The organism is Enterobacter cloacae complex sp. P16RS2 (assembly GCF_014982155.1).
In the GTDB taxonomy this organism is placed as follows: domain Bacteria; phylum Pseudomonadota; class Gammaproteobacteria; order Enterobacterales; family Enterobacteriaceae; genus Enterobacter; species Enterobacter cloacae_M.
This window is the reverse complement of sequence record NZ_JADCKW010000046.1, coordinates 29,719-43,000: the sequence shown is the minus strand read 5'-3', so window position 1 is coordinate 43,000 and position 13,282 is coordinate 29,719. Positions and strand designations below refer to the sequence as shown.

Sequence of the window (13,282 nt, the reverse complement as noted above, 5' to 3'; positions counted from 1 at the left end):
CCGTTTTCTGAGACGACCCCATATAGCGTTGCATATCATTAAGTCGGTTAATTACACCCGGCCGCGTAAGCACACCTTTTTATATCCTTCGGTAATATCTATTTTTGGAAGTTCACTGAGATAAAAACGCATGGCAGACTTAAATGTCATTATGAAAATTCAATCAGGTGATATTAATTTAATCAGCGTGGTGTTTATTTTGATATACTGCTGGTATGTTTTTATGGTTAATCAATAACTCATACACTTTCCATAACTAATGTCATTTTTGAACGAGATGATAAATATGAAAAACACCTCACACAAAATCAAAATCGCCTATGGCGATCTGATGAATATCACAGCAATGAGTATAGAAACCATCACGGGTATTCAGGGCAGGGTTCTGCTCAGCGAAAGTGAACTGGGCATACTCAGGGGCATGATCCTCCACTGGAGAGCGATGGCGTCCCAGTTCGGTTTATCAGATGAAGTCATGGACAGGGATATGGACTGGTTGTGTGAACTGGCGGGAATACCGGTTAACTGGCCGGCAGGGAGGTCATGGTCAGATAACATATAATGATTTATGTTATGACATAAAATTTAACAAAGAACAGCGCGGCCTGGTCTGAATATATTACACCTTCTGCCGATAATAATATTATTGTGATGAGGGTGGCATGAACGATTTTTATATTTTAAGTCTTTGTATTCAGAATAAGGATGTGGCAGGTGCCATGCGCGTGCTGCGTGATAAATCAGAATTTGCCACGCGCAAAATTCTGGAAAAATTAAAGGTTCGCGTAACGTCACAGACGGGCAGGGCATTCTGGCATCATGTCCAGGGCTGGCTGTTGACGGCGTGCCGTCAGGAGAGTACACGTAATGAATCAAGTAGTTTCCGACCTTCTTCACCCCCTTCAGACACCAGGGAAAATCAGTCCTGCCGCACTGGATATGGTCAAAGTGCTGGCGCTGGGTGCCATGCTCATCGACCACGTCAATACCCTGCTGCTGACGACACCGGAACCCCTGATGTATGCGCTTGGCCGGATGGCCTTCCCCCTGTTCACGCTTATCTGGGCGATGAACGTGCAGTGCACACCAGAACGGCTTCAGAAGAGGGCAAACCGGCTGTGGATATGGGCAGCGTTCACCCAGCCGGTCTTCAGCCTGGCTTTTGCCGGACATCAGCCCTGGTGGGCACTGAACATCCTGTTCGTGTTCGCGGGCGTCACGCAGCTGCTTGCCCTTCAGTACCGGTACGGGAAAAAAGGACTGATGGCAGGTATTCTGCTACTGGGCATCCTGGTCTGGCCGCTGAGTCCGGCCAGCTACGGGCTGTCAGGCCTGATGCTGGCCGGCGGTCTGGTGATGGTTACAGGCGGGAAGACACCTGGCGTGCAGCACACGGGAGTGATCGTGTCCGGGCTGTCGCTGTGCAGCCTGAACGGGTTGTCACATCTGCTGAGTCTGCCGGCAGAAACGCTGTTATTCGCCATGCTTCCCACACTGGTTCTCCCCCTGATGGCCGTTTCACTGAGTATTCAGCTGTGTCCGGATGGCTGTCCACGTTTTATGCCCCGGCATTTTTTCTACATCGCTTATGCCGGTCACCTGCTGATACTGCTCATCCTGATGCATGTCTGGTGAGAGGTGCACAGCCCCGGGGGTTATCGTTTCCCCGGGATGATGCGTCCCTGCTCAAGCAAGTCAATGGCCAGCTGGAGATACAGGACCTGGTCTGGCTCCCATTTACCGCTTTCAGCCAGCCCGTTGCGCAGTACGGTGATGATGTTTTCGCTTGTGGAGTCATGTCCGGCTTCAACCAGTGAAAAAACGATACTGCCCACCACCTGACACATCTCCTCATGCTGGCGCATAAAGGTGTCTGAATAGTCCATACGTTCCCCTCCGCAGTGTGTATTTTCGACATTATAGCTCCGGGCATTATGCCGCTTAGCGGCATGGAGACGCCAGCAGGTGCTGAACTGATTGCTGCCGGTAAGGGGCGTCGTGACCGGCGTCAGCCGTTTCGGATTGATAGTTTCTGCCTTGCCCACCCCCTTTCCTGCTAAGCCATAACCGCTTACAGCTGCACATGACTTGATTTGCGCGGTCGGAGTGAGGCCGCTTGCGGCCTGTATCTCCGCGTTAGCGCCGTCAGGCGCTTACGAGCGTGTACGCAGTTCTCACCGTCACTTTTCCCGCAGCCACGCTGAATTCTAGTTACAACATCCCTCTTAAAGCGAGGGGGTTCCGGCCTTTCGGGCCGGGGCGGCGTCGTTTTAGCAGGGGTCGGCCAGGAGACGGTGTCAGGTTCTGGCCAGAACGGTGCCCGTCGCCCGCGACGGGAGGTACTTTTGATTTTCATCTGAGCGCGCGGCCGTGAGGCCGCTGCATGCGAAGGCCTTTTTAATTATCCACAGAGTGGCGGAAGACAAAGATCTACTCTGGAATGAAATGAACAGAGCGATAAAAAAAGGGGGTTAGATTAAATTGCGGGTTCTGTTTTTTTCCTTTCCGGAAAAGGTGACTTATTCGTTTGCGGATTTCTGTGGAAAAAAGAATTCATCGGTATTCCAGGCCATCAGGGTAATGCGTCTGCGTCAGAAAATGCCGCCCGACCGGGTGGCGGGAACAAAAAACGCTCAATTTTTCCGGGAAAAACCAGCACCAGAAGCCCCGGCGAGGGGCATGTGAACAGAGGGAGATGATGTGCCGTATGTCGCGGCTAGTCCGGCGGTGACAGCGCCAGGTCCAGCTGGTAAAGATGCTGAATCGCCAGCTGTGTCAGTCGTTCCGGCGTACACCAGTACGCCTCATCATGAGGAAGGGTTTTGAAAACCCATTTTTCCATGGCATGAAGACGTTCATCCACCGGCAGCTTTATCAGGTTATTAGCACGTTTACGCTCAGCGCCTTTTTTACGACGGTAAATCAGTGCTTCACGGCGCTTACGGGCAGACCAGCATTTACGCGCGGAGTGGGGCTGAACATCATCATGTTCGTTAATCACCCCGTCCCGGATCAGCTGCTCGCGCTCGGCGCTCTGACGGAGCTTCTTATCCTGCTCCTTAAACAGCTTGTCCATATTGACGCCCAGCATCTGGAATCCCAGGTGGGTGATATAGACATAGGTCGGCAGCCAGGAGCGGGATTCACGATCCCAGGTGCGCTCTTCCGCCAGCCCAAGCACACCAAAGCGTACCTGCTCTTCAATCAGGCGGGATAAGCGTGACACTGTCACCTCCGTTTCCGGGATGACATTTCCTTTACCGTCCTTCGGGCTTAACTCTCTGGCCAGCCTGGAGATACACATGCCGACGGTATGCTTGCCGCCATCACAGGAACTGATGAGCAGGGGCCAGAGGGAGTCGATCAGGCTCCGGCGTTCCGGCCGGAAACCATATTTGCGTCCTGCCTTACGGCGACCCGTGACAAAAAGGGGGTGACGGGAAACGTGAACACGCAGTCTGGGGCGGCCGGTCCGCTTGTCGAACATCACGAGACGGTTGTAGGCATGCCCCAGTTCCCCGGAGAGCTTTTTATAATGCTCAGGACGGAACCAGGACGGGTTTTCACATTTGGCTTTTGTGGAGTGTTCACCGCGCTTACGGCGGGTCCGCTTTTTGACCGGCTCAGTAAGAAAATTATCCTGTGTGCCGGCATCGACGTCCTGCCAGAAACGGATTAACTCTTCGGCCGGAAGCTCAGACCAGTGAACAGAAATCTGCTTGTCATTCACGGCGGCCTGTTCTTATGGCGGCCGGGTGTTGTTTTCTATGGTGCATGCGTTATAATCCTTCACAGGCAACGCGCCTGCTTTTGGACCCCCTGATATCTGACGTTCCGCCAAGTTCGTAGCAGATATCGGGGGGTTTGTGCATTCAGGCTCCGGGAAATCCCGTCACCTGCTCCTGAACGTTTTACTGGACACGTCCTGTCCCTGTTTGTTTCCGGAAGTCCGCATTTCTTCCGTAAAACCATCTTCTGCCACCCACCTGCCTCACCACAAAGCAGTCAAACCGTCAGTTTGAGTTAGGTCACAAAAGTAATCTGAATCAACAATCTGTCCCACCACAAGACGATCGCTGACGATCCGAATACTACCTTCTCGCTGGCAATATTTCCAGATGTCAGGCCAGATTAGCGTTCATTGTTTGCGTGCTAATTGTCCTGAAGGGACGTTTAACCGGCAGCGCTCGCCGCAGTATCAGGCCGGCAGGCCTGATCGAGGAAGCGCAGGAGAACGGAACGGGAAGATGGCATTTACGCGCGGAATCTGAAGATCAGCCTCTGGCGGGAGACGATCTACAGGACCGGGGTCACTGTGCGCGTGAGGCTTTCCGGATTGCTGCCTGGAGTCTTTCAGCGGTAACGGCTTCCGGGAAAACCGTGATGGTGTCAGGAGTCGCTCCGCTAACGGGCATGACGATAATCCCCGGCGTTCCGGTGAGTCCCATCGCCTCAGCCAAGTTACTGTTTTTCTCAAGGGATGCGGTATGGTCGCCAGGAGCTGGGGTGGTCAGTCCCGCCTTTGACGCTGCTCCGTGAATATCCTCCGCCGTCAGCTTGCCTTCATTATGGCCGGTGGCGTAGATGGCATTGTGATAGGTGACATAGGCCTGCGGCCCTTTCTTTTGCCAGACCGTCAGCCCCTGCTGCGCTGCCTGCAGTGAAGCTTCCCAGCGACCACCAAATATTGGCCACTCCTTAAAGAGGTAGCGGACGTCCGGCTGCGCTTTCATAACCTTCTCCAGCTCCGGCGCGAAGCGACTGCAGAACACGCACTGGTAATCAAAGAATTCAATCACCGCGACCTTTGCGTTATCAGGCCCGTAAGCCGGTGTGTCCGGATCATGCAGAAGGTTCGCCTGATTCTCCATTACGCTGAGTGCAAACATCTTCTGCTTACGTGCCTCCTGCTGTTCCTGCAGTTTATGACTGACCGTCACCAGAATCTCCGGGTGAGAAACCAGATAGTCGGCAGCGATTTCGCCGATACGTGCCTCCTGCTCCGGGCTGAATAATGGCTGAGGGGCTGAAGCGTGTGCCGTTGAAATAAAGCCAATGTATGTTGTAACTATAAATGCTGCTAATTTGTTTGCTTTCATTGTCTGATTCTCGTGGTTAAAAGTGAGATTAACGTTCTTTCTGAATGGTTCGGGTGAGTGTCTGTTCTTCGCGCTCCGGCATCCTTCCACGCTCACTACTGTCTGGCTGACGGACGATATCGCTCTCACTGTTGACCAGCTGTCTGCCCATACGTGACGCCATATGTTGCTCACGGTCAGAAAGGGATTTGTCCGCTACATTATCGCGACCGTCCACTCTTCCCACGTCCTTCGCCATGCTACTGTCCCTGTCCGCTATCTGTTTCACCTTCCAGTGTTCGGGTTTATGTGGTTCTGTGCTCTGATTGTCAGCGATCATGTCAGGCCTGATGCGCACCGTATCCTCAACCGGAATCGAGTATTTTTCCTGCTCATCTTTGGGCGCATTCTCCTGTATCAATGCCTTACTGATACCTGGTTCATCTTGCTGTCGTCTTTCTTCTTCCTGTGCCAGCGCTGCCTTAAGATCAGCAGTTTCCGCCAGGGCTTCGTGCAGCACGGTTTTTGCCGGAAGTACAATTTCGCTTTCTTTGCCGATAACGTGCTGAGCGAGTCCCTCTTCCTCTGCCCTGATAATTCCGCCACTGACTTTTAACAGATGTGTCGAGAGTGACTCATTTCCCGTCTGCCAGACCACGCCGTCCTTTGGATTATTTCGTACTGCATCGAGTGCAGCCGTCAGGTCGCTGGTCACAATCGTGTTTCCGGACTGACTCCGCTGCAGCACGGCGCCACGGGCACGTTCTGTCATGACCATCCGGGTCTCCCCCTGCGTCATCCGTCCTTCCGGGCTGGCAACCAGGGAAACCAGGGCCAGGCCCGCACTCCTGCCATTGTTGTCATACACCGGCAGCGCCAGCGCCGGTTCAGGAAAACGCCGGGTGGCCGGGATGATTTTTGCCGTCAGTGACGCATCCTGCATGCCCTGATGGCGCACCCAGACGCGACCGATGGCCGTTTTCTTCACCGGCTGCCCCATTGCCCAGATGGCTTTCGCCTGTTTACGCTGCGTTTCAGGCGCCAGCGCATCGTGCGCCGTTTTGATATCACGCTCCGGCGTTTTTATCGCCTTAACCCAGTCCGCTTTATTGTCGGTGTAAATCTGGACGTGCTCCTTGACGCGGGAAGTTGAGATGTAGAAGGCCCGACGGGAAGCCAGCGCCTTACGCCCGTCTTTCGTGCCCTCAAGCGCAATGACATAATCGCTACTTGCCCCCTGTGCGCCGTAGCCGGTAACGGCCCATCCGTAGTCGAGATGCTGCTGCGCCCGGACCTTCTCCGGATTGATGGTGACGCGACCGTTCTCCCCCTTCAGACGGATATTCCCCTCCTCGCTGACCGACTCCACCGTATAGCGCTGGTTGGCCATCTGCCCCTGTTCGCGATCGGTCGCAGTGAACTTAAGCAGATCGCCGGAACGGACTTCCATCTCGCTGCGGCGAAACAGCTGCACGTCACCGGTGATCAGCTCCTTCGGTGAAACCAGACCAATCTTCCCTTCCTCATCACGTACCGTCACCGTGCTGCCGTTACGGTCAACGGCCAGCACATCCTGGTAGCGATCGCCGCGTTTAACCACCATCCCGGCTTCCCAGGCCTCTGTTTTGTTGAACTCATGGCGGGTATGGGTGATTTTATCGAGCACGGGCACCTTAATGGCCTTCTCTCCAAGTTCCCCCCGCGCAGCAAGCACGGCATGAATGCCGGCATTTATCGCCTTACGGTCGGCGTTCAGCTGCGCAATGATGAGCGTGCGGGACCGGGCCTCCGGCGTCCGGTCCGTCCAGTCCTCCACGATATCGTTAACGGGCGCCTCCGTTTCCTGAATGGCACTCTCCGGGAGCGCGGCTGAAGCGCTACGCGCAACGCGGTCAGCCGTCTGGGTTTCAATACGCTGCAGGGCCGCATCGATCCGGTTATCAATGATGTCGTGAACGGCACCGCGCAGCTGCAAGTCTTTCTGACGGACGATTTGCTTCATGATGGCCACATCCATCGGGCTTCGCTCCTGCATCAGCTTAAACGGCGCGCCCACGTCGACCGCTTCAAACTGGTCGATATCCCCCATCGAGACTGCGCGACCGCCGCCGCTGGCAATGGCCTGGAACAGTGCCGCCGTATCCTGGTTGCCTGCCATTGAGGACTCATCGATAAGAAACACCTGGCCTTTATAGTCAGGCTTCCCGCCTGCGGCCGTCGCCTGGTCATGCTCAACGACAAAGGATTTGATTGTCTGCGCCCGTACACCGACGTCGCTCATCTCTTTCACTGCCTGGTGCGTAGGAGCAAGCCCCGTCATCACCGGGCGAACGTCCGCCGGTAAGGTCTCCAGTGCAGATATCACCGCCTTCAGCTGCGTGGTTTTCCCCACGCCGGCATAGCCCTGAATCCCGATAAACTGGTCCGTGGTACCCAGCACCAGGGTGGTCGCCTTTTTCTGGCCATCCGTCAGGCCGTTCAGCACGGCCTCCGGTACCTGTTCCAGCAACGGCTGCTGCGTGCCCTTTCCTTCCTCCACCACGCGCAGAATGGCTTTCTCCATCTCCCAGGTGGACCGGGAAACCAGTACCGGCTCTCCCCCTGCAGATACGGATAACAGCTCGCCGTTTTTGATCATCGCGCCAATTTCATTCCCGATGGCCTCAAGGTCGGGATGATATTTCTGCGCTTCCGTCGCGAGCTTCAGCTCGCTGATAACCACGGTGCGCTGGTCGTTAATGGCACGCCAGACGGCAAGTCCCGCGTCCGTCCGGACGCTGTCATGCAGTGAATCCACCGCCTGACTGACGTCCTGGTGTCCGCTCAGGTTTCTGACCAGCTGCACGGGAGAGGCATTTGTCTTCATGCGCTGCAACCGGGCTTCAGCCCGATCCTGCACTTCGGCGGTGAACACTTCCGCCCGGTGGCCACTCTGTGCCAGCGAGTTCATGGTCTGGGTCGATATGTCGCGGCTGTTCAGCGCGGCCAGCACCACGCCGGTGTCGTTATCCCGTCCGCCCGGCGCGGTCACGTAAGCATGTGACAGATAGAGCGGCTGGTCTTTTGGCAGCGTCAGGGTGTCTTCCCCCCGTTTAACCTCAATCCCCTTTTCACTTATCCCGGTCACCTCAAGACGATCTTTGGCCTTCAGGCTGTGCTCGCGGTCGCCCGCCACGGACAGCAGTTTTTCGCCGGTGGCCACGCTGAGGGTTTCACGGCTGAAAAGACGCCAGTCAGCGCTGATATCACCGATTTTCATCCGGGTCAGCACGCCGTCCCCGTCGATGAGCGAGAGGACTCGCGTATCCTCATGCACCCGATCAATCACATAGGACTTACGCTCTTTTGCGTCCGTGCGATCTTCAAGCACCATGCCGGGACGGTATGAACCGGGCATGCGGCGCGTTTTGCTGTCGAGCCAGACCGGCTGCCGGGCCTCTATCTCCACGCCATCGCGGCCCAGCTGCCCTGCGTTCTGCAGCGCCTCACGTACCAGGCCCGTCAGCTGTGCCTGTTCACGCCGGCCGATCACGACGGCGGTGACGTTTTCAGTTCCTCCGCTCAGCTCTGCAAACCGGTTGGCCAGCGCCTCGTAACGGTCGCGTTTGTTCGGAATACTGACCACTTCGGCCTCCAGCCCGGGTGCCGGCTCAGTGCGGCGGGAGCGGACAACCCCCGCGGACTCCAGTACGGACATGGCATTACCGTTCGCCTGCCGCCCTGCACTGTCGAGAAAGACCAGCTGTGCGTCCTGCGCGCGCGCTTCGCCCAGCAGAACCAGCGTCTCCTTTAATCCCAGACGCTCTGCTCCTTCGATAATCAGCGTGCTCTGGGGTTTCAGGTGAAAATCACCGCTCAGAACATGCTGACGGCTGATGATCCGTTCCCGCAAATCGTCGGATTTCGCCAGTGAAATGGCGCGCTCGGCAGAGCTGGCCAGCACCTGCACATCTCGACCGTTCGCGCCGGCAATACCGGCCAGCTGCGCGGTCAGGTCACGGATGCCCGCCACGCCTGACGGGGCATTCATCAGAACCAGGGCGTCCTTCTCTACCACTTCCAGCGCAGCCGGCGCGTACTGCGCCGGGCGGGTAAAACTGACGACTTTTGTGGATTTGAGATGCTCCTGACTCAGCGCCTGGATCGAGAGTTCATCGAGCAGGTGAATACGGGAGGTGAAAACCCCTTTCTCACTGTCCAGCGGCACAATCATGCCGTCCTTCAGCGCCGCATCGATGGCCACACGAATATCCTTAATCTCCGGCAGCCGTTCACTCAGCTCAGCGGTAGTCATCATCAGCTCACCAAATGTGAAGCGCGTTTTACTGTCGCTGAGCTGCGAGATGGCCAGCCGGACAGCCTCAGCCAGTTCCGGGCGGGGGATTTCAGTGTCCAGCTGCGCTGCAGGAAAGCTCCTGGTCGCCGGCGTCTTTTCGGGAACGGTCTGTGCCGGCTGACTCAGCGTGTCAGTCTGTTGTGGTACTGGCTGACGGGACAGGCTCTCCCGTTCTGTGGGTTGAGCAGGTGTGTCGACGCTCTTTTCTGCCCTGGGCGACGTCTGCGGAGAAGCCTGTTCAGGCCCGGCAGGAACAGGCTTAGCCTGGTGTTCTCGCGAAGGCTGAGGCTCGGTCTCACGAAGACCTGCATCACGCGGCACCACGCTTTCCTGATACGCCTTCAGGTCAAATCCCTTCTCCTTCATTTGTCCCAGCCAGCGCTCCATCAGGCGCATCCGCGAAGGGTCAACTTTCGCTCTGCGGGTGTCTTTGGCCGCCACATCCCGGCTGCGCAGCGTGGCTTCAGCCCCCACGGCCCCCTGTATTTCCCGGCCCCGTGAGGAATATTCGTCCCGGACTTCTTCCGGAACGCCCTTGATTTCCCACATGCCATGCTTGCCTACTTCTTCCACTTCATGGCCGAGCGCTTCAACCCGCTCACGCAGCGCGCTGCGATAAATTTTCCCGAGCGTGACCTGATGCTTCATGACGGTTTCGATAAAGCCTGCGTTATGGATATAGTCCGTGGCCAGGGCTTTCCATTTACCCGCATACTCCGTCATATTGGCAATCAGCAGATGGGTGTGCAGCTGCGGGTCGAGATTGCGCGAGGTATCATGCGTATAGGCGGCCGCCACCATCTTGCCGGTGTGTACGATGGACGTAACGCCGTCTTTCGTGTCGCGGGCCGAGATGAGCTTCTCCACATAGCCGGCCGCCACGCGGACGGCGTGGTTATGCGCCTCGACCATTTCTTTATCGTTGCCGATGAGCGCCAGAATGGACACGCTCTTGGGTGCGGAAAAGGTCAGGTCATGACCGGGGCGGTGGACGTGCTGTCCGTTAACCTCCTTGCCAAGCCGTGAGCCGTCCGGAAGACGCCCCTCGAGCACGGCCGTCAGGTCATCGCCACGAACGTTGCCCTCAAGGCCCAGCTCTTTTGCCCCCTCCCCCATCCAGAGGCTCTGCAGGCTGCCCAGAAAATAGTAGTTATCGGAATTGCTGTAGTAGCCTGCAGCCTCGCCGGCTGACGCTACTGGGGCGACTGACATCATGGTTCAGGCTCTCTCTCGTAATAGTGATGGTCGTTTTCGTCGTAACCCGGGTCGTCCGCGTGACGGTGAAGTAAAATGTTCTCTTCTTCCTGCGCCAGCTGCCGGTGGGTGCTGTGGGCTTCATCCGGGGATTGCGGTGTCACTGACTTCCCTGCCGTCGTCAGACTTAGGCCGCCGTCAGGCAGTGCCGTCACCTTCATATCCAGGTTCATCGATTCGCCACCGCTTTCTTCGGTCTGCTGATCGCCTTCTGAAGTGGCAGGACGCTGACGCGCCCTGTGCAGCATGCTCAGGGGTGATGCGACGGGCGGTTCAGATATGTGCTGACGATTTCGCAGGGCTTTGAGAGCATCCGGCATCGGTTGTACGGAGCCAGCAGGAGATTTGCTGCCAGATACATCGGCTACGACCGGTGCTTTGCCCGGTGCTTCAGCGGTACGTTTAGCCAGCCCGACAATACGAAGAGAAACAACGTTGTCTTTTTTGTCTTCGGTGACAGGGTCTGTCACCGTGCTGTGTTTTTCAGTCACTACTTCCGGGACCACTGGCGCTGTTCGGGATGTCACGGACTCCCTGGCTGGTACCGGCTTCCGTTCAGGTGCAGCGCTGCGTGATGGATTCGGCTCCTCCATTCGGGCACGAGCCACTTTTTCGACGGGCGATGCCGCCGGCGAGCCGGATGCGCCTGCTGATGAAACCGGTGCAGGATCGTCAGCAGCAGATGATGTCTCGCTTCCCTTCTCCAGCACTTCGTCTCCGGTCGGGAATGTCAGACCTGCAGCCGCCGCTGCGCGCTCGTTCTCCTGAATAACCCTCTCAAGCTCCGGACTGAGCGCATCACGGATGTTGCGCTCGATCAGGCCTGCCTGCTGTTTCTTCGGGGCGCGATATTTCAGCTTCAGACGGACGACCGGATACTCACCCGGGAGGCGCACGTAGAAGTTGAGGTTTGGCAGACGCATGATCTGCTCGTAGTCGACAATGGGGTTATTGACCTCGTCCTTACCGAGGGACACACCGTCACGCACCTGGTCCAGACCGTAGCTGTTCTGCTCGCGGATTTTGCGCTTACGCTGGTTGCCCAGCTCCTCTTCCACCACTTTGGCCATCTCGGCACTCGGCGAACGTCCGTACATACGGGTGTTCATCAGGTCAAAGATGCTTTTGGCCAGCTCGCGGCCATAGACGTGAACCAGCTGGGCCATGTTCTGCATCCCCAGCACGAAACAGCCGCCGAACTTACGCGCCTCAGCAAGCGTCTCGGCAAGCTCGGGGATGCGCTGCAGGCTGGGGGCTTCATCGATAATGAACCATACGCGGCGGTCGCTGTTCTCCCCCATGCTCTGCAGCATCAGCGTGGCCAGAGATACCCACAGTGAGATCAGCGGGCGTACACTCTTGCGGTGACGAGCCTGGGTTGAAATAAACAGCCAGCTGCTGTCATAGCGTTCCTGCGTCATCCACTCTCTGATGGTGAACGGTGGCTTTGTTCCGTCATCCAGCCCCTGCAGGTAGCGAAGGGCTTTGGCGTAGTTGGTTACCACTGAGCGAATGGAAATGGCCGTTTTCTCGATCTTCTCCTCAACCAGGTTGGCTGAGGGCGTGTTGGCCAGATAGTCACGCAGATTTTTCATGCTGAGAGACAGCAGGGTTTTGAGGAACTTCTCAATACTGCGTTCCGGGTCCGTAGACATACGAATGGCCAGGTCGGCATAGATGGTTCGCGAGCTGGATACCCAGAACGGATCTGAGTCGCCTTCCACCGGAATAAGGCTGGCGGCCAGGTTGTCATAATCAACGGCGTCGACACACTCGCCCCACATCTGCCAGTTGGCACAGCGTTCGTCGTGAGCATTAAGTATGAAATCGGTGGACGGGTTGTAATGGGTTTCTGTGAAGGTACAGCCGGAGTCGTAGATGATGGCCCGATCACCACGTTTGCGGATGTAGTCGAGTAACCAGCGTATTAGCGTCGACTTCCCCACCCCGATAGTGCCATGCATCAGGAAATTGAGTACCTCCGCCATCCTGACCATATGCAGATCACCCACGCGCAAGTCAGAGAACTCACCGTTTTTACGCAGCAGCTTATTAACTTCAGCAGGCTTGTCAGTCAGCTGCATCCCGGAAATGTATTCGTCTTCACTTTCCTTACGACCGATATTGGCGATAAACCATGTCACGGCGATAAACACCACCATACTGAACAGCCCGCTGGCACCGGCCGCCCACTGCAGCTCAGTCAGGCACTGGTCACCCATAGCCTGCATGTACGGGTCCACATAGATCTGCGGCAGAGTCATTTTGAGCACCATCATCGTCGCCGTTGGCGCATACCAGTAGTGGACGTCGTAAATTTTTGGCGTCCCCGTTGCCGGCATCAGTTCGATAAAACTGCTGTTGATGCTGGCGAACCACCACAGGGAGCCGTTATCAAGGGCTTCCTGTGGAATTCGCCAGAGAAAAATGGCGGTAGTCAGCACGGCGAACAGGATGAAGATCCAGAATCCTATCCAGTTGTTCACCTGAATGAACATGCGCCAGCGGTAGGCGGTCATCTGCCCGCCCTGGGTGAGGTTTTTTCCTGCGAAGCTCATAGAGTGTTGTCCGGCCGTTATCGCATCACCTGCGCGGTGATGTGTGTTATCAGAGA

The 13,282-nt window shown here is 56.5% G+C and carries 7 protein-coding genes; 2 read left to right on the top strand and 5 right to left on the bottom strand.

Features of this window, described 5'->3' with window-relative positions; translation table 11 throughout:
• The first annotated feature begins 286 nt into the window (after positions 1–286).
• The gene (locus tag INF68_RS21785; protein WP_131678090.1) at positions 287–562 is read left to right on the top strand and encodes a hypothetical protein; all 276 of its coding nucleotides are present in this window, start codon (positions 287–289) and stop codon (positions 560–562) included.
• Between the two features lie 305 nt (positions 563–867).
• Positions 868–1,635 carry a TraX family protein gene (locus INF68_RS21780; RefSeq protein ID WP_045261201.1) on the top strand — a complete coding sequence of 256 codons (768 nt, stop codon included), beginning with the start codon at positions 868–870 and terminating at the stop codon, positions 1,633–1,635.
• A gap of 20 nt (positions 1,636–1,655) precedes the next feature.
• Here INF68_RS21780 and INF68_RS23540 read toward each other — a convergent pair whose 3' ends face one another.
• From INF68_RS23540 to traD, 5 genes are all read right to left on the bottom strand, one after another.
• Complete coding sequence (locus INF68_RS23540) at positions 1,656–2,045, bottom strand: DUF2767 family protein (RefSeq protein WP_230354443.1); 390 nt, start codon at positions 2,043–2,045, stop codon at positions 1,656–1,658.
• Positions 2,046–2,716: 671 nt separating this feature from the next.
• A complete protein-coding gene (gene repA, locus INF68_RS21770; protein WP_045261202.1) occupies positions 2,717–3,730 on the bottom strand; it encodes a plasmid replication initiator RepA in 1,014 nt (337 codons plus the stop codon).
• 580 nt (positions 3,731–4,310) lie between these two features.
• Complete coding sequence (locus tag INF68_RS21765) at positions 4,311–5,099, bottom strand: DsbA family protein (RefSeq protein WP_045261203.1); 789 nt, start codon at positions 5,097–5,099, stop codon at positions 4,311–4,313.
• A gap of 28 nt (positions 5,100–5,127) precedes the next feature.
• Positions 5,128–10,629, bottom strand: a complete 5,502-nt coding sequence (traI, locus tag INF68_RS21760; RefSeq protein WP_063854594.1) for a conjugative transfer relaxase/helicase TraI — start codon at positions 10,627–10,629, stop codon at positions 5,128–5,130.
• Positions 10,626–13,226, bottom strand: coding sequence for a type IV conjugative transfer system coupling protein TraD (gene traD, locus INF68_RS21755; RefSeq protein WP_045261205.1), 2,601 nt, complete (start codon positions 13,224–13,226; stop codon positions 10,626–10,628). The genes traI and traD overlap by 4 nt, the downstream gene beginning before the upstream one ends.
• Positions 13,227–13,282 lie beyond the last annotated feature (56 nt).

Bases quoted from the DNA above. Each gene is read 5' to 3' on its own strand.
- traD (WP_045261205.1), bottom strand. From the start codon at position 13,226: ATGAGCTTCGCAGGAAAAAACCTCACCCAGGGCGGGCAGATGACCGCC.
- INF68_RS21765 (WP_045261203.1), bottom strand. From the start codon at position 5,099: ATGAAAGCAAACAAATTAGCAGCATTTATAGTTACAACATACATTGGC.
- INF68_RS21785 (WP_131678090.1), top strand. From the start codon at position 287: ATGAAAAACACCTCACACAAAATCAAAATCGCCTATGGCGATCTGATG.
- INF68_RS21780 (WP_045261201.1), top strand. From the start codon at position 868: ATGAATCAAGTAGTTTCCGACCTTCTTCACCCCCTTCAGACACCAGGG.
- traI (WP_063854594.1), bottom strand. From the start codon at position 10,629: ATGATGTCAGTCGCCCCAGTAGCGTCAGCCGGCGAGGCTGCAGGCTAC.